Source organism: Polaromonas sp. (assembly GCF_029945925.1).
Lineage (GTDB): Bacteria > Pseudomonadota > Gammaproteobacteria > Burkholderiales > Burkholderiaceae_C > Polaromonas.
Window position 1 is genome coordinate 18,135 of record NZ_JAQSDN010000006.1, and the last position, 23,744, is coordinate 41,878.

The following is a 23,744-nucleotide window of genomic DNA, read 5'->3' on the forward strand; positions in this document are numbered from 1 at the left end:
ACGGCCCGGCGGCTCATGCGACCGCCTTTTGTTGAACAACTTTTTTGAGATGTCCGCCGCCAATCACAAAAATCTCGTCCACCTGAAGGGTCTTGGGCAGTGCGTGCGTCACAAACAACATGCTGACCTTGCCGCGCAAGGCGTTGACGGTGGTGGCAAAAGCATTGGCGGTTTGCGCATCCAGCGCGCTGGTGGCTTCATCAAAGATCAGCACCTTGGGCTTTTTGAGCAGTGCGCGGGCAATGGCCAGGCGCTGCTTTTGCCCGCCTGACAGGCCGGCACCACGCTCGCCGATTTCGGTTTGATAGCCCTGGGGCAGGGTCTGGATGGCGTCATGGATTTCAGCCATCTGGCAGGCCTGCACCACTTGCTCAAAACTGGCATGGGGGTTGGCCATGAGCAGGTTGTCGTACACGGTGCCGCTGAACAGCACAGTTTCCTGCGGCACCACGCCAAAGTTGGCGCGCAGCTCGTTGGCGCTCAGGTGCAGGATGTCGATGCCGTTCACCTTGATCTGCCCTTCGGTGGGCCGGTAAAAGCCCTGCAGCAGTTTGGTGAGCGTTGATTTGCCCGTGCCGCTGGGCCCCATGATGGCCACCGTCTGCCCGGGCTCAATGGTGAGGTTGACGTTTTTGTACAGCAGCGGCAAATCAGGCGCGTAGCGAAAGCCGATATCTATGAGTTCAATCTCACCCCTGGCATCGCCCTTTCTGCTGGGCGCCAGGCGGTAGGGCTCAGTCGGCACGTTCATCAGGTCGCCCAGCCTGTCCACCGCCAGGCTGGCTTGCTGAAACTGCTGCCACAAGCCGACCATGCGCAGCATGGGCTGGCTGAGCTTGCCGGCAAACATCTGAAACGCCACCAGCATGCCGACGGTGAACACCGTGCCGGTGCCCGCGGCCAGCGCAATGGTGTCGGGGTGCATCACAATCCACGCGCCTATGACCAGAATCAGCAGCGTCATCATCTGCTCCAGCGTGTTGGCGATGACGTTGTAGGTGTTGGCAATCTGTTTGGTCTGAAAGCCTGACTGCAGGTAGGTGGCCAGGTAGCCGTCATAGCGGGTTTGCAGTTGCGGCTCAAACTGCAGGCTTTTGACGGTCTCCAGCCCGGCAATGTATTCGGTCAGAAAGGCCTGATTGCGCGCACCCAGCATGAACTGCTGGTTCAGGCGCGTCTGGAAGATGGGCGCCACCAGAAATGACAGCAGTGCAATCACGGCCAGAATGCCCAACACGATGAGCGTGAGGGTGACCGAGTAATAGAACATCACACCCATGCAGATCAGCAAGAACGGAACATCCAGAATGATGGTTACCGCAGCCGAAGCAATGAACTCGCGTATGGTCTCTACCCCATGCAGCCGGGCAGCAATCACGCCGGTGGGACGGTTCTGAAAATACTTGGGCGGCAAGCGAAACAGGTGCTGAAACACCGCCGCGCCCAGCACAGCGTCAACCCTGTTGCCGGTGTGCAAAATGGCGTACTGGCGCACCCAGGTCAGCAGCGCGGTGAACAGCATGAACACCGCCATGCCGATGCCAAGCGCAACCAGTGTGCTTTCAGTGCGATGCACCACCACCTTGTCGATGATGGCCTGCGTGAACAGTGGCAAACCCAGCGCAAGAAGCTGCAGCACCAGGCTGGCGCCCAGCACTTCATGCCAAACCTTTCGGTGCTTGAGCAGCTCAGGCACAAACCAGCGAAACCCGAAGGACGACCCCACACCGGCGCCAGAATCCGGGTCGCGCACGGCCTCGTCTTCCGGGTAAAGGAGCACGGCCTGCCCGTTCAGGGTTGATTCGAATTCGGCCCTTGAGCTGGTAACGGGAGAGTTGCTGTTGGCGGGCAACCAGACAACCTGCTCGTCACTCACTGCGATCACAATACCCAATGTCGGAGCAACGGGGGTTATGTCATCGACACCAAGATTCGCCGGCGTATTTGCTTCCAGGGTGCCAGTGCTGCTTAGCCCTACCAGCAAGGGCAAAGGAAGTTGAGGCAGTTCCGCGGACCTGATGCAACGAAGCTGGGTTTTGAACCCCAAACCCCTCGCTGCGCGAACCAGACCTGATTCGTCATACGGCGGTGGGAACTGCTGCAACAGCAATTGCGCGTCAAATGGTCGGCGATGCACCGCGCACATCGTTTGCAGCGCCCACACGAAGACAGCTTGTGCGTACTCTTTTTGCATGGCTCCCTCACCTGCAAGCTGGTTGCAGGCCCTCCCCTCTGCTCGTATGCGGCAGAGCATACGGTTGAAACATCTCGAAACACCGTCGATGATCAACGAATGGGGAAGCGATGCAACACCTACCCCTGTCAATGTTGACAGGGTTGAGGTCAAAGCAAGGGTAAATACTTGAAGGCCATGACTGCGGCGCCAGATTGATGGCATGCCAACAAGATTCAGGGTACAGCAAGACCTGCGCGAGATGTCAAAGCACAAACCGCCCCGAAGACGGCAACAAAAAAGCCCCAAAAACACTAGGCTTGCGGGGCTTTTGGGGGTCTGTGTTGGACTACATCAAACCGGTTCTTGGCGGGAGGGTGTCGTTCACATAAAGCCCGCTAGCCCGCGTGGATGCTGGAAACCGATTTTCTACGCTTCAATTGTGCCCCCAAATGTGCCCCCACTTCGTTGCAGCTGCAGCATTTTCCCAAGGGGAGGGCACCCCCCTCCCCCAATACTCCCGCACGAGAAGATTTGGCGAACAAGACGGTTTCCGGGATAACCGAGAAAGGTTTTCACACCCCCCTACCCCGTGAGAGAACGAAAGGATCGCGCTTACCGGATGCAGCCGGCCACTCCAGGCGCTCAGATCGGCGGCAGCGAAACCGAGATGATGCTCAGGGCATCAACATTTGAACTGCGACAACTGAGGGCAGTGCGACAGCCGCATGGATAAAGGCTTCCCGTGTTCTCAGCCTGCCCTCAGTCGCGGCGATGACTGAGGGCAATTATTTCCGCTGGCGTCCGATAACGTGCGACACCTGCCCAACCTTGGAGATTGTCCGGTCAAATGTCGAAATATGCAGCGCGGTTGTAGCTCCATCCGCCACCGCCCAACGGCGGCCCGACAAGTGCAGGCAACTGCACAAACAGGCCATCAACCGGCCTGCGCTGCTGCAAGAACTCACAGGTCAAGACTGAAGATCGACGGTGCAATGCGGTAGCACGTTGCAGCCCCCACGCCCGGCAGGCGTGGTCTACAGTCGAATGGACGGCCTTTGTCGGGCACGAGGCATTCGTGCTCCACCAACACGCGGCACACGGCCTGGTAGTCGAAGCCCTGACACACCTCTCCCCTGAAGGTCTCGGCCAGGATGAAGTACTCGAAGCTCACGCCGTCACCCAGCGCAGCCGGCATCCGATCACCGAACTCTTGTCCATGTTGGTTGTTGGTCTTGATTGGTTCGCCAGCAGCGTTCAACATACGCCGCACCCCCGCCCTCTGCAAAGTCTTGGGCGCGTGGTCATCAGCGCTGCGATGCCACATCGAGAAACGACCTTCTCCATGCGTTTCAAGGAAGCGCCGCACGGCCCGCAACATGGCAACAACCTCACCATTGCCGATGCCGCCGCGTGCTGCAAGCCAGGCATTGAAGCAAGCACGAGCGGCCCGCTCACTCTCACCGGCCGGCCAGCCTGTCAGGCCCGCCGCAGTGGCCAGCTCGCCTGCCGCACCTACAAGCGCAAAGCGTGCGCCCACGCGCTCTACCTGTCCGCTTGCTGCCTCGGGGATTAGTTGCGCAGCCAGCGCGTCCGATGCTTCGCGGATGCTGGCCTTGAGGGTGTCGGCATTGGCCGATAACCATTCCAGCCAGGCATGCCCCGTTGCGCCGTAGACTGCTTGCGCCTGGTGCGTGATGTGTTTGGCAAAGGCAGCGCCGCCCTCGTGCCCGTGCAATTGCTCAAAGGCCCCCAGACCTGCGCCGGCATCGGCGGGTATGTCAGCCATGCGCACCTCTTGCCCGGTGCGGGTGCGCTTCATACCCTCTGCCATGTGGTCGGCTAAGCCCAACTCGCCAGCACTCAAGAACAGCAGCCGCCAGGCTTGCCGAGCGCGTGGCGTGCCGGTGCGAGTTGCGCGGGCCTTGCCCTGTTCGTTGGCCAGCATGTAAGCGCATTCGCCCGCCGTCTTGGGGTCGATCTGTGCCAGCTCATCCAGGATCAGCAGGCAGTCGCTGTGCTGGGCCGCCGTTGCTTCCAGTGCGTTATCCGTACTGCGCCAGCGCTGCAGATAACTCGCGCCGCCGTACACACTCGCAGCCAGCTTCAAGGCCGTGGTTTTGCCGCTGGAGCTGTCGCCGCGATAGTGAAAGCCCCCGCTCTCCATGCCTGCAGGGCGCAACAACGGCCCGGCAAAGGCGCACGCGACAGCGAACACTAAACGCGAATTGCCGGCGCACAGTGCCCCTACGCGGTCGCGCCATGCTTCAAGCGTTCCCTTGCTTCGGAAGGTGTTCTCAACGGCGTTATCAGTTTGGAAAACGATGCGCTCTGCATCGTCGCCGATGGTTTCGCGCGGCAACACAAAGGCGCGGCCATGCCATCCGATGCGATCGGTACAACTTGCGAATTCCTCGGGAGTGCGGGTCTGGATGTACTGCGTCAACAGGTTGCGAGCGCGTGGTGTCGTTGCGATGCGAAGCCCCATGTTCAACAACGTGGCGCGATACTCGCCGCCATCACCCGACAACATGCGGGCCGGCATCGCCCATTGCTTTGCACTGCCCAGCGGATCGGCAAAGGTCAGCAGGTAACCCCAGCCGCCGCCATCCTGGTCGCGTGTCAGCGCTTCCACATTCAAGCGGCTGCAGATCCACTCGGGCGGCTTGCGCTTACCCTCTTGGTCTATGCCCTCATGCCAAACGCCATCATCATTCACGGCGAACACGTCAAAGGCGCGGCCCTTGTCGGCATCGGCCATGCGGGCGCTCCGGCTGGCCTTGCCTGTCTTGTCGGCTTGCGCGGCCGTATGGCTCGCATGGTGCGCATCAATCGCGGTTTTGACAATGGCCCGCACCGCAACAAGCCCCGCCGCTTGGTGCAGGTCGTTAAAGTCGCTGCCGCCATCGGGTAGCGACTCAGGGAACACCGCAAGCCCCCGCACCGCGCGCGCCGCCGCCGCGGCCTTGTCACCACCGGGATTGTTGCCGGTGCGTGCAAACGTCTGCACGTCATCATCACCACACAGCACTAGCAAGGCGGTCGGATACAACTGGCGCAGCGCTTTGGCGACATGTGCCAAGTTACCCGCGTCAAAGGCCACTGCCACCGGGTGGCCCGTGGCTTCGTGAAGGCTTGCCGCCGTGGCGTAGCCCTCTGCCACCAGCAAGACAGCGGGCGCGGGCGCGTGATTGCTCACATCGCCCAACATATGCCACAAGCCCGACTTGCGCCCGCCTTTCAAAAACAGTTTGTCGGGGCCGTCCGAGGGCATTGCGGGTGCGATGCGTTGCACGTTGCAGAGCTGGTCCGCAGCATCGCGCAAAGGCACCAACAACCAACCATCGGCGGCGAAGCGCACACCGTGCGGCTGTACGCCCTTGCGAACCAAGTAGGGGCTTGTACCTGTCTCGCTGGCCGCCTGCCACAGCCCCTCTGCTTCGACAGCTGCACTCGCGTGGCCGGCCCGCTGCTTTGCCTGTTCGGCTTGCTGACGTGCGTCCCGTTCACTCGCCAGGCGAGCCACCACATCCGCACTGGGTTTGCCGGTTGCCCGACTGGCATGGGGCAGCTCGAATCCGCGCTCTTTTGCCAGATGCAACAGGGTGCCGATGCTGACACCGCCGCCTGCCTTAATACTGCGCCAGGTACTGAGGGCGGCTTTGGCGTCATAGCCATCAGCGGTGGCGCTCCAGTCCGTAAAAAGATCACGACCCGCGCTGTCTGGAAACTCGCTTTTGATCGCCATGCCGACTCTCGCCCACTCATCGCGGGCCAAGTTCGCCGGGATGTACGAAAGAGCCGCCCGAGTTGTCTCAAGCGAAATTGGCGCCGCAGGAGGGGTCAACTGACGCACCTTCACTCAGAGGGTGTGAGCTCTGCAGGCGTGATCTCAGACAGGTCAGGTGCATTCTCTTCGATCAGTTGCATGCTGCCGACATTCAGCACACCTGCCACCGCGTGGAGAGCTGCAGCCCGAATTTTCCCAAGCGTGATCAACAGCTCCGCAGCATCATAGTCAGCGACCATCAGGTCAGCCAGCTCACTCGACAACCCATCCAGCGCCTGCATGGCTTTGGTAAGTGCCGGCGCGTTTGTGGACATATCGAGCCGGCTCGCCCCGTCCCTCATCCTAGTAACCGTTGGCCACTCTACATCGTTGGCACGAACACGCTGATTGAGCCCGAATACCCAGCGCGCCAATATATGAATGCGCGGGTCTGCAAGCTCTTGCAGTTTCCGACGAAACCGCCCCTCCACCTGCTGAACCGTGGTGTCCATCCCCACCGCTCGCTGATACGCAGAACCATGCGCTTGCTTGGCCTGCCGGTACTCGAGCGTGAGCTTGTCGAGCGCGGCTGCTCGTTTCTTAAGGTTGGCCGAAGCGGCCAACTGCTCCTCGAGCGCTGCAGGGACTTCGGACGCCTGCTGCACAAGCAGGCGTTTGCGCTCATGGTAGCGCCCGGTCAGCGCGTCAGCAATAACGCCTTGAACGGTTTTAGTTGTAACGAGAAAGCCGAGCCATTCGCGTGCTTTGTTCTCGCTTATTTTCTTGATCATGAGAATCTCCTTGGTGATAGAAAAGGTTGTCGCTCGTTAGCGATGGACACTGTTGCTGGGAAGTTGGGAAAAGCGTGCAGATGCTCGGTCGGGCTGGCCGGGCAGCGACTCCGCGAGCATCTCGCCGGTGGCGATTTCAAATACTCTCAGTACGCCAGGCCAGTCGAGGCGTACCAAGACGGCCGGACCACTGCCCACTCGCATGGTTTTTTTGAACAGTGGCTTGTCGATGTGTGACGCGGCAAATGTTGCCGCGCGTTTTAGGCGTTGCGCTGCCGCTTCAGTTGCCAGCGCCTGCACCTCTTGTGAGGCCGTGACCACTATCGCCCCGCAGCTGTGATGCGCTCAGTAATCCAGGCGTCAATCGCCGATGCCGGCCAGCACACGGCACGGCGCGACAATTTCACGGGCGCTGGGAATTCACCCCGTTTAACCGCGTCGTAGATGGACGATTTGCGAAGCCCCACGAGGGCCTCCACATCTGGGAGGCGCAAAAGGCGCTCGGGTTGCGCTGTCTTGCTCGGACTTGCTTGGGTCATGTTGCATCCTTGGTGGTTGACATGACCCGTATTGAATCTATTGGCTGCGCCGTCGCCTAGGTTAAGTTGCGCGTTTCCTTTTTCTCGTCAATTTAACCTTGTCGCTAGCTTGCAGCTCTCCCACAACCTCATCCACCCAGGGCGGCACGTAATACGGGTCGAACGCGTTCAGCCCTGCTGCCAATGCCCCCCGCAAAGCCTCATCGGACTTTATGAGCCCGGCAGCCTTACAAACTCGCGCCAACTCTTTCACGTCAGCGCTGGTGTTGCTCAGAACAGGCCGCTTATACCCATGAGCATGGCGCAAGTGAACAAGGCCCAGCGCGGCAGCCGGCATCGCGAAGCGTTTGCGCGCATCAGGCAAGCTGGCGGCCGCACGTTGCGCAGACTCTGCCAGCTCGCGCATGTGCCTCAGGGTAGCCGCGTAGCTGCAGAACACATCGGGGGCCTGGTCGTGCTCTTCCTCAATCGCACCCTGCGCCATGCCATGCGTTTCAAGGTCTCTCGCCAACGCGTTTAAGCGCGTGGCAAAGGCGACAAGTGCGTTCTTGCGCTGAGTTGGATTGAGCACATTGGTTTGTTTTCGAACGTATTCGATTAACCTATTGATACCCTGCTCGTAGGCGCTGGTCTCTTCACTCACTGGTGGCTCCCGGTCTGCGGTGGCCACTGTTCACAGGCGGCAGCAAATCGGACACAGGCCGAGCCCTTCCCCATTCAATCAGCTCCTCAACTAACCAGGCAGACCGGCCAGGGCTGATTTTTCGCGGCTTGGGAGCATCGCCCATTGCTACCAGCTTGTCGAGCATGCTCGCCGAAATTGAAAGGAACCCCGCTGCGTCTGCTCTGCCGAGAAAGAGCGGCGAGATTTGCACAATGGGCGGTTTAGCCATTTTTCAACGCTCTGGCATCAATACCAACACCCCGCCAGCCAAAGTCGTGAGCTCATCACATTGCTTGTCCTGTAGCGCGAGTGCACCCGCAAGCATGGCACGGGGCAGATCGGAATCCGTGTTGTTGGGGAGTGCCCGGACCACTGCGCGCAACAATTCTGCTACGCAGTCCTGACCAGCGGCCAAATTGATGAGTCGCCGAACCGTCAGTTGTTCATGATGAGGTGCGCGCCTCAATTGCTCATCTGTAAACACGAATTTTTCACAGCACTCGTTAACATAGTCGGCAGCCATTACGAAGTTCCTTTTCGAGGTGGTCAGGCGGGCCTAGTGTTGCAACCACCAGGCCCGCCGCTTTTTCGCCCAGCTCATACCGCTGCTGGGCATAGCGGTGTCATGCGCCAGGTTCGATATACACCTGATGGAGACGCTTGATTTCTTGCATAGCGCCTAGGTAGGCAGGCACCCAAGCGGGCACCGGCGTCCTGCCGTTCACCCATCGGCTGGGTGTGTTCTTGTCAACGCCAGCTTTGCGGCAAAAGTCGGACTGTTTCCAACTCAGCACCTCGAGGGCTTGTGTGAATTGCTCAGGGGTCATTGCGTGGGCCTTTACGCTTAAAGGGAAGTTGCTGTACAGCTTAGCATAATTCCCCTAAACTATACGTTTTTTCGTTTTTTATACTCATTGTTAACATAACGCCCGTTGTCGAACATACGATTTGTGGATAAATATTCCTCTTTAAGGGAATTCTTCAACTGCGACACGCACTTACAACCGCTCCCGCCATTGCTCAAATAATAGGCATCCGACGGAGAGCGATGACCGGCAAAGTTATCCACAATGCCACCGCGCGGGCAATTGGTTCCAGAGGAAGGCCCTCTCGCGCTCAATTCCGACAAGATGCAAGAAAGGCCGAGAGGAACGACACGGGCCTGTTGGACTGGCCGGCGTGGTGCTGTGCAGACGTCTGCACAGCAGCTCCGGTCGTTTTGACCATGAAAGATAGAAGAGTTCGTGAACTAAAAGTGTTCTCACTTTGTTCTCAGTCTGTCCTCACATTGCCTTCAGCAGCCTATCTTCTGAAAACCCGCATGGATGCTGGGTCCACCCGGTTTGCCTTCACTGTCGCAGTGGATTGGGAAAAGTATCCAGCATGCAGGCGCCTGCACGCTGTCACGCTGCCCGCTGGGCGAGCTGGATCACGTCAGCGCCCTTGCGCAGCTTGTCCAGGTGATTCGCCCACTGGGTCATCATGGCCCGGCGCTCTGCCAGGTAAGTGGCATGGTTGTAGGCGGCGGATACGGCGTCACGCTCCTGATGCGCAAGCTGCAGCTCTATGACGTGGTGCGGATAGCCCTGCTCATGCAGGACCGTGGAAGCCACACCCCGGAAACCGTGCCCGGTCATACGGCCCGCGTAGCCCATGCGCTTCAAAGCGGCCAGTATGGTGTTATTGCTCATTGGTTTGTCGTGGTCGCGCTCACCAGGGAACAGCAGCGCACGGCTGCCGCTGGCCGTGTGCAGCGCCTGCAGCACCTCCACTGCTTGCGGGGCCAGCGGCACGATGTGCGGGGTGCGCATCTTCATGCGTTCTGCGGGTATGCGCCATTCGGCCGCGTCAAGGTCAAACTCTTCCCACCGCGCCCCGATCAGCTCGCCAGTGCGCACAAAGGTCAAAGCAATCAGCTTCATGGCCAGGCGGGTAAAGGCGCTGCCCTGGTAGGCCTCGATTTTGCGCAGCAGCTCGGGCATTTCGCGGGCGTCAAGCCTGGCGTAGTTCTCTTTCTTGTGGGCCTTGAGGGCGTCGGCCGGCTTCACGTCAGCGGCCGGGTTGCGCTCGATCAGGCCATGCGCCACGGCATACCGCATGATCTGCCCGCATGTCTGCAATGACCGCTTGGCAATGTCCACCGCCCCGCGTACCTCAATTGCCTTTGCCATCGCCAGGAGCTGCGGGGCCGTGACGCTGGCCACCGGCCGCGCCCCCAAGGCAGGGAACACATCAGCCTCAAGCCGGCGCATCACGTAGTCGGCATGGCGTGGACTCTTGGGGCCGCGCCAGTGCGCCCACCACTGCCTGGCCACTGATTCAAAGGTATTGGCATCCCCCGCCGCCTTGGTCAATTTGGCATCGCGCTTGAGCTGCGCCGGGTCATTGCCAGCCGCCAGCGCTTCGCGTGCCTGGTCGCGGTCTTTGCGGGCCTGTGCCAAGGAAACAGCCGGGTACACCCCGAGCGCCAGGCGCTTTTCCTTGCCGCCGTGCCGGTACTTCAAGCGCCAGTATTTGCCGCCCGCTGCCGTCACTTCCAGGTACATGCCCTTGCCGTCAGCCAGGCGCACAGATGGCCGGTCTGCCGGGCAGGCGGCGCGGTCGCATTCGATCTTGGTTAGGGGCATTTGGGGGCACTTTTCGTGGGGGCATCGGAAAATTCCGATTTATGCCCCCGAATATGCCCCCGGTTAATGCTGGCTGTCAACGCACCCTGCCGGACGTTAAAAAACAAAAAAGCCCCGCGAACCATTGATCTGCGGGGCTTTTTGCTGATTTTCTGGACTTATTTGGAGTTCCTCAAACTCATTCTTGGCGGAGAGGGTGGGATTCGAACCCACGGTACCTTGCGGTACGCCTGATTTCGAGTCAGGTACATTCGGCCACTCTGCCACCTCTCCTAAATCGAGCCGCTATTCTAACAGCCCCACGGTCACTCCCAACGCGCAAGCTCCCTGCCCACTAGGGGCCGCTGCGCCTGCGGACTGGCAAAGCCAGTTCCGCGGCCCCGGCTGAAAATTAGGAACTAGAGCTCTTTCCTGCGGGAGTCAACACCGTGATGCCGCCCATGTAGGGCTGCAAGGCAGCCGGCACCGCAACGCTGCCGTCTTCGCACTGATAATTTTCCAGCACCGCGACCAGCGTGCGGCCCACGGCCAGGCCGGAGCCGTTGAGCGTGTGCACGAATTCGTTTTTGCCTTGCGCGTTCTTGAAGCGGGCCTGCAGGCGGCGGGCCTGGAAGGCTTCGCAGTTGGAGACGGAGCTGATTTCGCGGTAGGCGTTCTGGCCGGGCAGCCAGACCTCGAGGTCATAGGTCTTGCTGGCGCCGAAACCCATGTCGCCGGTGCACAGCAGCATCACGCGGTAAGGCAGGCCCAGCTTTTGCAAGATGGCCTCGGCGTGGCCGGTCATGGCCTCGAGCGCATCGTAGCTGTGGTCCGGGTGGACGATCTGCACCATCTCGACCTTGTCAAACTGGTGCTGGCGGATCATGCCGCGCGTGTCGCGGCCGTAGCTGCCGGCCTCTGACCGGAAGCACGGTGTGTGCGCGGTGAACTTGAGCGGCAGCTGCGCTTCGGGCAGCACCTCGTCGCGCACAAAGTTGGTCAGCGGCACTTCGGAGGTGGGAATCAGGTACAGCGCCGTGCTTTCGGCCTCTGCCGCACCTTCCTGCCCGCCCTTTTTGGCGGCAAACAGGTCTTCTTCAAACTTGGGCAACTGGCCGGTGCCGCGCAGGGAATCACCATTGACGATGTAGGGCACATAACACTCGGTGTAGCCGTGTTCGGCCGTCTGGACATCGAGCATGAATTGCGACAGCGCCCGGTGCATGCGCGCGAGCTGGCCCTGCATGACCGTGAAACGCGAGCCTGTGAGTTTGGTGCCCAATTCAAAGTCCAGCCCCAGGGGCTGGCCCAAGTCCACATGGTCCTTGACCTCGAAGGCATACGCGGGTGGCTCACCGCCCAGGCCTTCAACCGGCGTCCATTTGCGCACTTCAACGTTGCCGGCCTCGCCCGCACCGTGCGGCACACTTTCATGCGGCAGGTTGGGCACAGCCAGCAACAGAGCCTGCATCTCGCCCTGGATCTGCTCGAGCCGGACGCTCGAAGCCTCCAGCTCGGTCTTGGAGCTTGTCACCTGCGCCATCACGGCGCTGGCGTCTTCGCCCTTGGACTTGAGCTGGCCGATCTGCTTGGACAGGGTGTTGCGCTGGTTCTGCAACTCTTCTGTCCTGATCTGCAGCGCCTTGCGCTCGGCCTCCAGCGCCTGGAAGGCTTCCACGTTGAGAAAGGCTTGCGGGCTTTTGCGGGTTTCCAGCCGGCGAATAGCCGACGGCAGGTCTTTACGGAGCAGGTTGATGTCTAGCATGGGCTCATTGTATTTTGTGCCGCGGCGGGCCGGCCACCAGGGCGGGGTTCAGTTCAGGCTGGCCGGGTCGAGGTTGGCGCCGCAGATGATCAGGCAGACTTTTTCGTCCGGCCGCGGCACATAGGCGCCGCTGTGCAGCGCCGCCAGCGGCAAGGCCGCGGCCGGCTCCACGGCCAGCCTGAGCTCCGTCCACAACCACAGCTGGGCGGCCCGGATGGCGTCGTCGCCAAGCAGCAGCGCATCACGCACATGGGCCTGGGTGGCCGCCCAGCCCAGATCACCAATGCGTTTGGCGCCCAGTGAATCGGCGGCAATGCCGCCCACGCTCACATCGACCGGCTGCCCGGCCTCGCGCGCCCGGAACAGGGTAGGCGCGAGTTCGGGCTCCAGCGCAACAACGCGGGAGCGCTGCTCAAACCAGCTGGCAATGCCGGCGATCAGGCCGCCGCCGCCGACGCTGACCAGCACGGCGTCAGGCAGGCCGGCCTGCTGCTCAATCTCCAGCGCCAGCGTGCCGGCGCCGACCACCACTTCGGGCTGGTCGTAGGCATGGGTCAGCAGGGCACCGGTTTGCTGCTGGCGCGCCAGACAGGCCTGCAGCGCTTCCGAATACGCCGCACCGGTGACCACCACCTCGGCGCCCAAGGCGGCCAGCCTGGCGCGTTTGGCCGGGCTGGACACTTCGGGCACAAACACCTCGCAGCGCACGCCGAGTTCACGCGCGGCGGCCGCGGTGGCAATGCCGGCGTTGCCGCCCGACGCCACAATCACGCCGCTGGACGGAATGGGGTTGGACAGCAGGCGGTTGAGCATGCCGCGCGCCTTGAAGCTGCCGCTGGTCTGCAGCTGCTCGAGCTTGAGCCAGACTTCAGCGCAGTCCACACCGAGGGCCTTGCCGGGCAGCTTCCACACCGGGGTTTGACGAATAAAGTGGCTATAGCCCTCGTGGAACCTGCGCTGGCAGCTCTCGATTTGATAGCGGTCTGGCATATCTGGCATATCTGGCATAGCCGGCCTAGGACTCTGCATGCAGGTCGCTGCCGATGGCGTCCAGCGCGGGGCCGTCCAGCTTGAGCCCCTTGGGCAGCGGGAACTTGAGGGTCTCCTCGATGCCGGCCATCTTGCGCACCGACACCGCGCCCAGCGCCTTGATACGGTCTATCACCTGCTTGACCAGAATTTCGGGCGCCGACGCCCCGGCGGTCAGGCCGACGCGGCTTTTGCCTTCAAACCATTCGGGTTTGAGCTCGGTCGCGTCGTCCACCATGTAGGCCTCGGTGCCCAGCTTGGCGGCCAGCTCGCGCAGGCGGTTGCTGTTGGAGCTGGTCGGGCTGCCGACCACGATCAGGATGTCGACCTGCGGGCTCATGATCTTGACGGCGTCCTGCCGGTTCTGCGTGGCGTAACAGATGTCCTGCTGCTTGGGCGCGCGCACGTTCGGAAAACGCGCTTTCACGGCGGCACTGATTTCGGCCGCGTCGTCCACACTGAGCGTGGTCTGCGTGACCACGGCGAGTTTTTCTGTCTGCGCCGGCTGGATGCGCGCCACGTCGGCCACGTCTTCCACCAGGTGGATGCCGCTGTCGAGCTGGCCCATGGTGCCTTCGACCTCGGGGTGACCCTTGTGGCCGATCATGATGAACTCGTAACCTTCCTTGTTGAGCTTGGCCACTTCGACATGCACCTTGGTCACCAGCGGACAGGTGGCGTCGAAGATCCGGAAGCCGCGTGCTTCGGCCTCGCGCTCGGTGGCCTTGCTGACGCCGTGGGCGCTGAACACCAGCGTGGCGCCGGGCGGCACATCGTCAAGGTCTTCGATGAAGATGGCGCCTTTTTCCTTGAGCTCGTTGACGACGTAGGTGTTGTGCACGATTTCGTGGCGCACATAAATCGGTGCGCCGAACTTGCCAAGCGCGCGCTCGACGATTTCAATCGCGCGGTCAACACCGGCGCAGAAACCGCGCGGCTCGGCGAGGATGATTTCCTGCGGGGAGGCCTTGCCAGTCATAGGATGCCAATCACCTGGACTTCAAACACCACCGGCTGGCCGGCCAGCGGGTGGTTGAAGTCGAACTGCACGGCGTCGCCATCTGCCTTGACCTGCTGCACGCTACCGGCGTACTGGCCCATGCCGTCGGGTGTGGGGAACTGCACGACATCGCCGACCTTGTACTGCTCGTGGGGGTCGCCCAGTTCGTTAAGCAGCTTGCGCGCCACCCACTGCACCAGCTCGGGGTTGCGCTCGCCAAAAGCCTCGCCGGCCGCCAGTTGGAAGCTGGTACGCGTTCCTTCGCGCAGGCCCAGCAGGCGCTGCTCGATCGCAGGCGACAGCTCGCCGGTGCCCAGGCTCAGGGTGGCCGGCTTGCCGGCGAAGGTGTTGATGATGTCGGTGCCCGGTTGACCGTCCATGGACGGCCCGGCCATGCGGTAGTGCAGGGTCAGGAAGGAACCAGGCTGAACGAGGGCGGGGGTTTCAACGGTGGACATAGGACTTTCGGGTGCCGGCCGGGGGGGCCGCCAACTGTTTGTAAACTGCCCCTATTGTAGAAAGTGCCAACCGTCCGGGAAACGACCGCCTGTTTAGCCCTGATACTGGCCCTGTGAAGGCGTTTTTTTCAATGCTTGCCCACCCGACTGGACGCCCATGCTCCTGAAAGACCTGCCCGAGGACGCCCGTCCCCGCGAAAAGCTGCTGGCCCGCGGCCCCGGCGCGCTCAGCGACGCCGAGCTGCTGGCGCTGTTGCTGCGCAGCGGCATTCCCGGCAAAAACGCGCTGCAGATGGGCCAGGAGTTGGTGGACACTTTCGGCGGCGTGGCCGGCCTGCTGCACACCGGGCACCAAGCCCTGAACAGCATCAAGGGCCTGGGACCGGCCAAACGCGCCGAACTGGTGGCCGTGCTGGAGCTCGCGCGCCGCGCGCTGGCGCAGGAGCTGCAGGACAAGCCGCTGTTCACCACACCGCAGGCGGTGCGGGACTACCTGCAGCTGCAGCTCGGCAGCCGGCCACACGAAATTTTTGCAGTGCTGTTTCTCGACAGCCAGCACCGGCTGATTGCGCTGGAAGAACTGTTTCGCGGCACGCTGACACAAACCAGCGTCTACCCGCGCGAAGTGGTGGTGCGGGCGCTGGCCCTGCACGCCGGCAGCGTGGTGCTGGCGCACAACCACCCGAGCGGCGAAGCGCAACCGTCGCGTGCCGACGAGGCGTTGACGCAGACGCTCAAAGCCGCGCTGGCCCTGGTGGACGTGCGGGTGCTGGACCATTTTGTCGTGACCAGCACGCAGGCGATCTCGATGGCTGAACGGGGACTGCTCTGATGGCAGCCAGACCACCGCCCATCAAGGACCTGAAGGGCCTGAAAGCCGTCAAGCTCGAGATAGAAACCCGGGCCCGGCAGGAAGCTGAACGCAAGGCGGCGCGCGCCGCTGCCGCTGCGACAGCGAAGGCCGAAAAAGAGCTTTTCTCGCGCGCCATTGGCCTGGTCAAGGCGCTGCCGGCCAGGCACCGGCCCGGCCATCCGGGTCACCGGGCGCACTTGCCGCCAGCCCAGCCCGCGCCAATCCCCGTGCAGCAGCAACGCGACGAACTGGCCGTGATGCGCGAGGCCATCTCCGACGAATTTGATGTTGAAACCCTGCTCGACACCGACGAGGCGCTGAGTTTTCGCCGTCCGGGCATGGGGCCGGACGTGGTGCGCAAGCTGCGCCGCGGCGGCTGGAGCATCCAGCGCCAGCTCGACCTGCACGGCCTGCGCCGCGAGGACGCGCGCGATACGCTCTCGGCTTTCATTCGCGAAGCCCACAAGGCCGGCATGCGCTGCGTGCGTGTGGTGCACGGCAAGGGCCTGGGTTCACCCGGCAAAACGCCGGTGCTCAAGGGCCGGGTGCAAAGCTGGCTGATCCAGAAGCAGGAAGTGATCGCCTTTGTGCAGGCGCGGCCGGCCGAGGGCGGCGCCGGTGCGCTGGTGGTGCTACTGGCGCAGAGCTGAATTTTCCCGTTTCGCTATGAATTCAGGAGCTGCTTGCGCCCGCGCGATAAGGGCGGAAGGCATTTTTCTTCTGAGTTTTCGGCCCGCACGCTACGGTCAATGCCGGCCCTTCCAACTTTTTTAAGCGAAAAGTGCTCTCAGCCCATACCAGTCAGGCGGGAGCCGCTATTTAATCTGTAGCATTTGTGCAGCCACATCCTCAAGCGCATTGCGCAAGATCAGACGCCGCAATCCCAGGGCCGACGCCTCGGCATGCAGCACCGCAGCAAAGGTCGGGCTCACTGCCTCAATGCCTGTCAGGTCCAGCACCAGCTCCCCCGGTATCCAGCGCGGTGCCCGGCCTGAGGCCAGGCTGCGGCGCTCGTCCACAGGCAGCCGGCTCATGAGGATTTCAGCTTGGTGGCGCGCCTCCAACCGCTCGGACCCGAGCAGACGCAGCACCGGCATGGTCACCACCTCTTGCCCGGCCTGGGCCTGCATCAGCGCGTAGGTCTCGCGCCAGGCCTGCCCTTGTGCGCGCTTGCCACGATCCAGGTTGTCCGGGTCTCCGCCCAGCAAACGCAGCACGTCGGAAGCAGGCAGGCCGGTCTTCGGCTTGATGATGATGCGTTCGGCCAGGCGCTGATTGACCGACGTTAGGGACAAACCATCGTTGGCCGCCCACAGCACATCCCCCGCGCACTGGTTCAGGTGCGTCAGCACGCCGCGGTTGTGGCCCAGTGCCCATTGCACCGGCGCATGCGCGTCCACCTCCGCGCGCGCACGGTCAGGCGGAACGTCGAGTGCCAGCAGGTTTTGCAGCAGGGCCGGGCCAAAACGTTGTTGCAGTGTTGCCAACGGCGCCGCATGCAGCGCCATGGCCCAGCGCGTGCTCGCGCTCACCGCCACCACCAGCTTGGCCGGCCGGCAATGCACCAGTCCCAGAGACCAGGGGCCCAGCGTGCTGCCAGACGCACAGGCATCCACAGCCAGCTGGGCCGGCAACTTGAGAGCGCGGGCCAGTTCCCGGGTGACGTGCAGTGTGACCATGGCGTCAGGAACTCATCACAGCTTGTAAGTGCCGCGCATGGAGGGCGCTTTGGACATTGAAGATGATTTTGGGCATCGGGTTGTGGCTCCGGGGCTCGGGGTGAGCAACAGGACCAGAAAGGACAGCGTTGTTGATTATCCCGTCAATGGTGAAGTCCTCATCCGGCCGGGTGGCGGGCCCGTCACAGTGTCGCCAACGCCACCCCGGGTCTGTGCATGCCGCATGAATGCTATCTATTACATAGCTGCGTGCGTCCGAGGAATAAGGGCCAGAGGCATGTTTGATGCATAGAATCAGTCCAGATCCGGCTTGCTGCCCCCGCGTCAGTCGAGTTTACAAGGGGAAAGTGCCCGGAACCCTTAAAAAACGGGCGTAAGCAGCTACCGAATCAATAGCATGACACGGAAAGATCTTCGAAGCTCAGCCCGAACGGGGGCAGGTTTGCCATGACCGCACAACGTCAGGCCGGCGAATTGCGCATCCAGTCGGCGGTCTGGAAAAAAGAGGCCCGCAGCCTGGCGCGCAGTTCTTCATCGACGCCGGTTTCGCCCATCGCCTGGTCCATGCAGGCCAGCCACTGGTCGCGCTCGAGGATGCCGATGACAAAAGGCATGTGGCGCAGGCGCAGCTTGGGGTGGCCAAAACGCTCGGTGTAGTGTTGCGGCCCGCCCAGCCAGCCGCACAGGAACCAGAACAGGTGCTGGCGCGCCTTGACCAGGTCGCTGCCGTGCGCCGCGCGCAATTCGGCGTAGCCGGGCTCGAGGTCCATCAGGTCGTAAAAACGGTCTACCAACGCCTTCACCCGTTCTTCGCCGCCTATCCAGTCGAAGGGGGTGTCGAAGGGCGGTGTGCCCGGTGGTTTTTCTTCGATGTTCATGATTATTCTAAAAAGGGAGTCTCTAGGTTAGCTTGTCATTGCGGACTTGATCCGCAATCCATGCGGCGCGAGCCAGGGCTGTGATTCATGCGGCATGGATCCCCCCGGATCGGAGTCCGGGGCAAGCTCCTCGAGTCCGGGATGACGAGCCGGAGGGAAATTATTGGGCCTTGCGCAAGGTTTCAACCACCGGCGTATTAAGCACGGAACGCAGCCCCCACCAACCCGCCGCCATCGCCAGCACGGCGCCGGCGAGGCTGCCCAGTAGCGGCACGGTCCAGGAGCCGGTCCAGCTGAAATCGAACACAAAACGCGCCAGGCCCCAGCCCACGGCCAGCGCCACGATGGAGGCCAGAAAACCGGCCAGCAGGCCGACGCCGGCGAGTTCGGCGCGCTGCACCTGGCGCAGCAGCGAGGCGCGCGCACCAACGGCACGCATGATGGCGAACTCGTGCGCACGCTCTTCGCGTGTCGCGGTGATGGCCGCGAACAGCACCACCAGGCCGGCGGCCAGCGTGAAACCGAACAGGTACTCCACGGCGCGTATCACCTGGTCGAGCACGCGCTGCACCTGGGCGATGGTGCTGCTCATGTCGACGTTGGTGATGTTGGGAAAGGCCTTGACCAGTTCGTTGTCAAAGCTGCGCGGTTTCACCCCGTCCTGAGCGGGCACACGTTCGGGCGCGCGGAAGGCGCTGATGTAGGAGACCGGCACGTCGGTCATCTTTGCAACCGGGTACATCACGAAAAAGTTGACCCGCATGGAACCCCAGTCCACCTTGCGCAGGCTGGTGATTTTTGCCTCGCTGAGCTGGCCGCCGATGTCGAAACGTAGGCTGTCGCCCAGCTTGAGACCCAGGGTGCTGGCCAGGCCATCCTCGACGCTGATGGCGCCCGCCTCATCGGGCGTCCAGCGGCCGGCCACCACCTGGTTGTGCGAGGGCTGCTGCGCGGCATGGGACAGGTTGAACTCGCGGTCCACCAGGCGCTTGGCGCGGTCGTCCTCGAAGTCCTCCGGCGCGACCACCTTGTCGTTGATCGCGACGAGGCGACCCCGAATCATGGGATACCAGTCAAACTTCGTGACGCCGCCGTCGCGCAAGGCCTGCTGGAAGGCGGCGCCCTGCTCGGGCTGCACATTGATGACAAAGCGGTTCGGCGCATCGGGCGGTGTGGCCTGGCGCCAGCTGCTGATCAAATCGGTGCGCAGCAGCACCAGCAGCATCAGCGCGAGCAGACCGACCGCCAGCGCGCTGACCTGCACCACGGCATAGACCGGGCGCGCCGACAGCTGGCGCGTGGCCAGCACCAGCCAGCGCGGCGCGGTGGCTTCATTGACGCTGGCACGCAGCAGCTTGACCGCCGCGAAACTGGCCACGGCAAACACCGCCACGGCCCCGGCGAAACCGCCGACGGCAATCAAGCCAAGCTTGAGGTCGCTGCTGGCGGCCACCAGCAAGGCCGCAAAACCGAGCACCCCGACCAGCAGCACCGCGAGCGAAGCCGGCCGCAGGTTGCCGACATCGCGGCGGATCACGCGCAGCGGCGGAACCTGGGCCAGCTGCAGCACCGGCGGCAGGCCGAAAGCGAGCAGCAGGGTCAACCCCATGCCCATGCCGAAAGCCACGGGCCAGAGGGTAGGCGCCGGCAGCGCTGTGTCGACCAGGCCGGCCAGCAGCAGCACAAAGCCATAATGCACGGCAAAACCGATCAGCACACCGAGGGCGCTGGCGGCCATGCCGGCCAGCACAAATTCGAAGGTGTAGGCCAGCGCGATGGTGCGTTGCGGCTGGCCCAGCACACGCAGCATGGCGCAGTCGTCCAGGTGTTTGGATGCGAAGCCGCGTGCCACGATGGCGACCGCCACGGCGCTCAGCAAGGCCGCCAGCAAGGCGACCAGGTTGAGGAATTTTTCGGCACGGTCCAGCGTCTGGCGCATCTCGGGGCTGCCGCTTTCCAGCGACTCGATGCGCACGCCGCGCCACTCGGCCTTCTTGATCTCCTGCGTGGCCCACTGGACATAGGTTTTCACCGCGGCGTCGCTGCCGGCCACGGCAAAGCGGTAGTTGGTCCGGCTGGCCGGCTGGATCAGGCCGGTGGCCGCCAGGTCGGCGCTGTTGATCATCACGCGCGGTGAAAAATTGGCAAAACCGCCGCCGCGGTCCGGCTCCTGGACGATCACACGCGCCAAAGTGAAGCGGGCGTCGCCCATCAGCAGGGTCTGGCCGATGCGCAGCCCCAGCGCATCGAGCAGCGACGCGTCGGCCCAGGCCGTGCCGGGGGCGGGAATCTCGCGCGTGGCCGCACCGGCAGCCTCGGGGCTGGGTGCGACCTGCATCGTGCCGCGCAGCGGATAACCCTCGGGCACCGCCTTGAAGGCCACGAGTTTGCTGGCGCCGCCGTCTTCCTCGCGCGCCCGGCCCATGGTCGGAAAGGTCACGGTCGAGGTGACCTGCAGGCCCAAGCTGCGCGCCCTGGCAATGAACACCTCGGGAGTCATGCCGTCGCTGCGAAGAACGGCGTCACCGCCAAGCAGCTGGCGGGCATCACGCTGCAGGCCCCCCTTGAGGCGATCCGCAAAAAAACCGACGGCCGTCAGGGCCGCCACCGCCAGCGTCACCGCAACGATCAGCAGCCGCAGTTCTCCGGCGCGCAGGTCGCGCAGCAGCGTGCGCCAGCCGAGTTTGAGGAAAAGGGTGTTCATGGCCTGACCTTAACGCAAAGTCCACAGCCCCGGCGCCTGTCGGTTTCTGCCGGTGAACAGCCCGGGCACTTCAGCGGGCCGCCACCTCTGTGGGAATGCCGCACCGCCGTCAAGCCATCAAGCCGTCTCTGGCGCCCGAAGCCGGGGGCCGGCGAGGTCAGGTTGCAGCTTGAGCCGCAGCGGCTGGGCGTAACAGACAAAACGCCGGTTGGTCGCGCGGCCGATGGCGCACAGCCCGACGGCCTGCGCCACCTGGTGGCCCATCTGCGTGATGCCGCTGCGCGAGACCACAATCGGCACCCCCATTTGTGCCGACTTGATGACCATTTCGCTGGTGAGCCGTCCTGTCGTGTAAAACACCAGCCCGGCGCCCTCTTTACCAGCCGGGGCCGCGGAACCGGCTTCGCCGGGCCGCAGGCGCAGCGCCCCTGTTTCCCGTGCAGGGGGCAGCGAAGTGCCGGAGGCTCGCGAAGTGGGGAGCGTGGGGGCCGGTTCCGCCGACAGGCCGCCCTTAGGCGGAACAGCCCCCTCGGGGGGCAGCGCAGTACGCGAAGCGACAAGCGTGGGGGTCATATTCATAGCCATCCAGCCGGCAATGGTGTCAATGGCGTTGTGCCGCCCCACATCCTCGACAAACAGCAGCATCTCCGGCTCGGCGGATGCCAGGGAAAACAGCGCGCAGGCATGAACGGATCCCGCCGACTTGTAAGTGGTTTCCTTGAGGCGGATGGTGTTGACCAGGCCGTACAGCTGGGCTTGGGTGATGCAGGCATCGGCGGGCAGTTCAATCTGGTCCACCTCGTCCATCAGGCCGCCGAACACACTGCCCTGCCCGCAACCGGTGGTCACCACCTTGCGCGCGGTTTTTGCCTCGATATCCGCGATGCCGTGGCGCGTTTTGACCGCCGCGGCGCCCACATCCCAGTCCACCGTGATGGATTCGATGTCTGCGGCGTCCTTGACCAGCCGCTGGTTGCGCAGGTAACCCAGCACCAGCAACTCGGGGTGGGCACCCAGCGTCATCAAGGTCACCAACTCGCGCTTGTCGACATACACCGTCAGGGCGCGTTCGGCGGGAATGGCAATCTGGAGCGGATCACCGTATTCGTTGACGGCGTCGATGTCACAGGTGAGCGGCGCCCGGGCCTGGGTCAGGTATGGCAGAGGCATGGTTGGAGACTACAACAAAAAGGCCGACACCTTGCGGGGCCGGCCTTTTTGCAATGGATGGTCGATGGTCAGGATTTTTTTTCAGGGGCAATGGCTGCCGCGGGGGTCTTGCTGCTGGGCGGGCTGGTGGCGGTAGCCGCCGGAGAATGCGCACCCGATGCCTCCAGGGGCTTGGCCACCTCGGCAGGCTTGTAGCTGAAAGCCCCAGGGTCTGCGCACGCTGGCGTGGCCACCGGCGGCTTGGTTTCCTTGCCGGCCGCCTTGGCGGTCTTGTAATAACTGGCTACCACCTTGTCCATGGATTTGCACAACAGGTAGCCATCGACCTTGCCGGCCCAGGCGGCCTTCGCGGCGGCCTCGGCAGCCTTGGCCTTGGCCTCGTCGCTGACCGGGGGAAGCTTGGCCAGTACCACGGCGGACACGCTGGCAAACAAGGCGGCAATAAGAATTTTTTTCATGGAATCCTCGCTGTTCGGATCTGATCTAGGCCTGGACGGTCTGGCTCGGTGGCGCAGGTTCGCTGCGTTGCGCCGGAATCTTGCCGGCCTTCACGTCGTCATACCAGTACTCGTGGTGCTCCCTGGCCCAGGTCTCGTCGACATAACCGGTTTTCATGCCGTCGTAGGCACCCTGCATGCCGATGGTACCGATGTAGATATGGCCGATGAACAGCGCCATCATCAGCACCGTTGCCACGGCATGCACCATGTGCGCCACCTGCATGGTGTCGCGAACATAGATCAGCCCGGGAATCAGCTTGTCGAGCACCAGCCCCGAGGCCACCACGATGGCGCCGAGGAAAAACACGCCACCCCAGAACAGCAGCTTTTCGCCCGCATTGAAGCGGTGCGAGGGGATTTCCTTGCCCGACAGCAGGCCACCGCCCTTGAGAAGCCAGCCCATGTCGCCACGCCGTGGCATGTTGTCGCGGACAAAGGTGAAGAACACAATCACCAGCGACACGGCAAACAGCGGACCGGCAAAGTTGTGCATGTTCTTGAGCAGATAGCTCAGCCAGCCGAACAGGGTGGCGCCCATGATGGGCAGCAGGAAAAACTTTCCGAACGCCATGACGATGCCGGAGATGGCAAGAATAGAGAAAGCAATGGCGTTGGCCCAGTGTGCGGAACGCTCGAACGGCGTGAAACGCTCGATCTTGCGACCCGTTTCGGCACCGTGCAGATTGATCCTGCCCTTGCCAAGGTAAAACAGCGCGATCGCCCCCACCACGATCAGCAGCAGTGCGCCACCGTAGGGAATCAGCCAGTTGTTGCGCACCTGCCGCCAAGCCTCACCGGCATTGGTCAAGCGCGAGCCCGGGTACTGCACAAATGGCTGGATCAAGTTGCCGGCCTCGGGCGCCTCGCTTTTGGGCAGGCTGCTGTAGCCGGTGACGCCGGAGCCGACCTGCCGCCACATCGGCGCATTGTTGCCGGGCTGGACCCTGGCGCGCTCGCCATTGGTCTGCTCGGCGTATTTGGGATCAGCGCTCGCCTCAGGTTTGACCTCGAAGATGTTGGCGCTCTGGATGCCGCCTGTGGGTGCTGCCGCTGCCGGAGCCGGGGCCGGGGTGGCCGCGGGTTGCGCCGACACCATGGCCGAGAAGCCAAACGCTGCAAAAAAGAGTGCTGCCAGGAATCGCGATGGGCGTTGCATGTGAACTCCC

20 protein-coding genes and 1 tRNA gene are annotated in these 23,744 nt (G+C 62.8%); 2 read left to right on the top strand and 19 right to left on the bottom strand.

Annotated elements, in window-relative coordinates; all coding sequences use genetic code 11:
- Positions 1-13: 13 nt before the first annotated feature.
- From PSV40_RS01660 to PSV40_RS01720, 13 genes are all read right to left on the bottom strand, one after another.
- Positions 14-1,885, bottom strand: coding sequence for a peptidase domain-containing ABC transporter (locus PSV40_RS01660; RefSeq protein WP_366914932.1), 1,872 nt, complete (start codon positions 1,883-1,885; stop codon positions 14-16).
- A 1,252-nt stretch (positions 1,886-3,137) separates the two neighbouring features.
- Positions 3,138-6,035 carry a DUF927 domain-containing protein gene (locus PSV40_RS01665; protein ID WP_366914933.1) on the bottom strand — a complete coding sequence of 966 codons (2,898 nt, stop codon included), beginning with the start codon at positions 6,033-6,035 and terminating at the stop codon, positions 3,138-3,140.
- The gene (locus PSV40_RS01670; protein WP_300533442.1) at positions 6,032-6,733 is read right to left on the bottom strand and encodes a hypothetical protein; all 702 of its coding nucleotides are present in this window, start codon (positions 6,731-6,733) and stop codon (positions 6,032-6,034) included. The genes PSV40_RS01665 and PSV40_RS01670 overlap by 4 nt, the downstream gene beginning before the upstream one ends.
- A 36-nt stretch (positions 6,734-6,769) precedes the next feature.
- Positions 6,770-7,054 (bottom strand): hypothetical protein, encoded by a 285-nt coding sequence (locus PSV40_RS01675; RefSeq protein WP_300533444.1) that lies wholly within the window; start codon positions 7,052-7,054, stop codon positions 6,770-6,772.
- Positions 7,054-7,272: an AlpA family transcriptional regulator gene (locus tag PSV40_RS01680; protein ID WP_300533446.1), complete on the bottom strand. Its 219-nt coding sequence runs from the start codon at positions 7,270-7,272 to the stop codon at positions 7,054-7,056. Before PSV40_RS01680 ends, PSV40_RS01675 begins: the two co-directional genes overlap by 1 nt.
- Positions 7,273-7,333: 61 nt before the next feature.
- On the bottom strand, positions 7,334-7,915 hold the full coding sequence (locus PSV40_RS01685; protein WP_300533448.1) for a hypothetical protein: 582 nt from the start codon (positions 7,913-7,915) through the stop codon (positions 7,334-7,336).
- Positions 7,916-8,168: 253 nt separating this feature from the next.
- On the bottom strand, positions 8,169-8,459 hold the full coding sequence (locus tag PSV40_RS01690; protein WP_300533449.1) for a hypothetical protein: 291 nt from the start codon (positions 8,457-8,459) through the stop codon (positions 8,169-8,171).
- Between the two features lie 880 nt (positions 8,460-9,339).
- A complete protein-coding gene (locus tag PSV40_RS01695) occupies positions 9,340-10,563 on the bottom strand; it encodes an integrase arm-type DNA-binding domain-containing protein (RefSeq protein WP_300533451.1) in 1,224 nt (407 codons plus the stop codon).
- 185 nt (positions 10,564-10,748) lie between these two features.
- Positions 10,749-10,836, bottom strand: a tRNA-Ser gene (locus PSV40_RS01700).
- A gap of 118 nt (positions 10,837-10,954) precedes the next feature.
- Entirely contained in the window at positions 10,955-12,307 is a 1,353-nt protein-coding gene (gene serS / locus PSV40_RS01705) for a serine--tRNA ligase (protein ID WP_300533453.1), read from the bottom strand.
- Between the two features lie 48 nt (positions 12,308-12,355).
- Positions 12,356-13,297, bottom strand: a complete 942-nt coding sequence (locus PSV40_RS01710) for a threonine/serine dehydratase (protein ID WP_300533454.1) — start codon at positions 13,295-13,297, stop codon at positions 12,356-12,358.
- Between the two features lie 25 nt (positions 13,298-13,322).
- Complete coding sequence (gene ispH / locus PSV40_RS01715) at positions 13,323-14,315, bottom strand: 4-hydroxy-3-methylbut-2-enyl diphosphate reductase (protein ID WP_300533456.1); 993 nt, start codon at positions 14,313-14,315, stop codon at positions 13,323-13,325.
- Positions 14,312-14,794 (bottom strand): FKBP-type peptidyl-prolyl cis-trans isomerase, encoded by a 483-nt coding sequence (locus PSV40_RS01720; protein WP_300533458.1) that lies wholly within the window; start codon positions 14,792-14,794, stop codon positions 14,312-14,314. The genes ispH and PSV40_RS01720 overlap by 4 nt, the downstream gene beginning before the upstream one ends.
- Before the next feature lie 157 nt (positions 14,795-14,951).
- Here PSV40_RS01720 and radC point away from each other — a divergent pair, with 157 nt between their 5' ends.
- Positions 14,952-15,626, top strand: a complete 675-nt coding sequence (radC, locus tag PSV40_RS01725) for a DNA repair protein RadC (RefSeq protein ID WP_300533460.1) — start codon at positions 14,952-14,954, stop codon at positions 15,624-15,626.
- Positions 15,626-16,297 carry a Smr/MutS family protein gene (locus PSV40_RS01730; protein ID WP_300533461.1) on the top strand — a complete coding sequence of 224 codons (672 nt, stop codon included), beginning with the start codon at positions 15,626-15,628 and terminating at the stop codon, positions 16,295-16,297. Before radC ends, PSV40_RS01730 begins: the two co-directional genes overlap by 1 nt.
- Before the next feature lie 165 nt (positions 16,298-16,462).
- Here PSV40_RS01730 and PSV40_RS01735 read toward each other — a convergent pair whose 3' ends face one another.
- From PSV40_RS01735 to PSV40_RS01760, 6 genes are all read right to left on the bottom strand, one after another.
- Positions 16,463-17,326, bottom strand: a complete 864-nt coding sequence (locus PSV40_RS01735) for a hypothetical protein (protein WP_300533462.1) — start codon at positions 17,324-17,326, stop codon at positions 16,463-16,465.
- Between the two features lie 461 nt (positions 17,327-17,787).
- Positions 17,788-18,204 carry a group II truncated hemoglobin gene (locus PSV40_RS01740; protein ID WP_300533464.1) on the bottom strand — a complete coding sequence of 139 codons (417 nt, stop codon included), beginning with the start codon at positions 18,202-18,204 and terminating at the stop codon, positions 17,788-17,790.
- 160 nt (positions 18,205-18,364) lie between these two features.
- Positions 18,365-20,908: an FtsX-like permease family protein gene (locus tag PSV40_RS01745; protein ID WP_300533466.1), complete on the bottom strand. Its 2,544-nt coding sequence runs from the start codon at positions 20,906-20,908 to the stop codon at positions 18,365-18,367.
- A gap of 117 nt (positions 20,909-21,025) precedes the next feature.
- On the bottom strand, positions 21,026-22,078 hold the full coding sequence (locus tag PSV40_RS01750) for a formate dehydrogenase accessory sulfurtransferase FdhD (RefSeq protein ID WP_300533468.1): 1,053 nt from the start codon (positions 22,076-22,078) through the stop codon (positions 21,026-21,028).
- A gap of 68 nt (positions 22,079-22,146) precedes the next feature.
- Positions 22,147-22,536 (bottom strand): hypothetical protein, encoded by a 390-nt coding sequence (locus tag PSV40_RS01755; protein WP_300533470.1) that lies wholly within the window; start codon positions 22,534-22,536, stop codon positions 22,147-22,149.
- Between the two features lie 25 nt (positions 22,537-22,561).
- Positions 22,562-23,674: a formate dehydrogenase subunit gamma gene (locus PSV40_RS01760; RefSeq protein WP_300533521.1), complete on the bottom strand. Its 1,113-nt coding sequence runs from the start codon at positions 23,672-23,674 to the stop codon at positions 22,562-22,564.
- Between the last annotated feature and the right edge of the window lie 70 nt (positions 23,675-23,744).

Excerpts from the sequence above, each read along its gene's own strand:
- PSV40_RS01670 (WP_300533442.1), bottom strand. The coding sequence starts at position 6,733 with ATGATCAAGAAAATAAGCGAGAACAAAGCACGCGAATGGCTCGGCTTT.
- PSV40_RS01680 (WP_300533446.1), bottom strand. The coding sequence starts at position 7,272 with ATGACCCAAGCAAGTCCGAGCAAGACAGCGCAACCCGAGCGCCTTTTG.
- PSV40_RS01690 (WP_300533449.1), bottom strand. The coding sequence starts at position 8,459 with ATGGCTGCCGACTATGTTAACGAGTGCTGTGAAAAATTCGTGTTTACA.
- PSV40_RS01695 (WP_300533451.1), bottom strand. The coding sequence starts at position 10,563 with ATGCCCCTAACCAAGATCGAATGCGACCGCGCCGCCTGCCCGGCAGAC.
- serS (WP_300533453.1), bottom strand. The coding sequence starts at position 12,307 with ATGCTAGACATCAACCTGCTCCGTAAAGACCTGCCGTCGGCTATTCGC.
- PSV40_RS01710 (WP_300533454.1), bottom strand. The coding sequence starts at position 13,297 with ATGCCAGACCGCTATCAAATCGAGAGCTGCCAGCGCAGGTTCCACGAG.
- ispH (WP_300533456.1), bottom strand. The coding sequence starts at position 14,315 with ATGACTGGCAAGGCCTCCCCGCAGGAAATCATCCTCGCCGAGCCGCGC.
- PSV40_RS01720 (WP_300533458.1), bottom strand. The coding sequence starts at position 14,794 with ATGTCCACCGTTGAAACCCCCGCCCTCGTTCAGCCTGGTTCCTTCCTG.
- radC (WP_300533460.1), top strand. The coding sequence starts at position 14,952 with ATGCTCCTGAAAGACCTGCCCGAGGACGCCCGTCCCCGCGAAAAGCTG.
- PSV40_RS01730 (WP_300533461.1), top strand. The coding sequence starts at position 15,626 with ATGGCAGCCAGACCACCGCCCATCAAGGACCTGAAGGGCCTGAAAGCC.
- PSV40_RS01735 (WP_300533462.1), bottom strand. The coding sequence starts at position 17,326 with ATGGTCACACTGCACGTCACCCGGGAACTGGCCCGCGCTCTCAAGTTG.
- PSV40_RS01740 (WP_300533464.1), bottom strand. The coding sequence starts at position 18,204 with ATGAACATCGAAGAAAAACCACCGGGCACACCGCCCTTCGACACCCCC.
- PSV40_RS01745 (WP_300533466.1), bottom strand. The coding sequence starts at position 20,908 with ATGAACACCCTTTTCCTCAAACTCGGCTGGCGCACGCTGCTGCGCGAC.
- PSV40_RS01750 (WP_300533468.1), bottom strand. The coding sequence starts at position 22,078 with ATGCCTCTGCCATACCTGACCCAGGCCCGGGCGCCGCTCACCTGTGAC.
- PSV40_RS01755 (WP_300533470.1), bottom strand. The coding sequence starts at position 22,536 with ATGAAAAAAATTCTTATTGCCGCCTTGTTTGCCAGCGTGTCCGCCGTG.
- PSV40_RS01760 (WP_300533521.1), bottom strand. The coding sequence starts at position 23,674 with ATGGTGTCGGCGCAACCCGCGGCCACCCCGGCCCCGGCTCCGGCAGCG.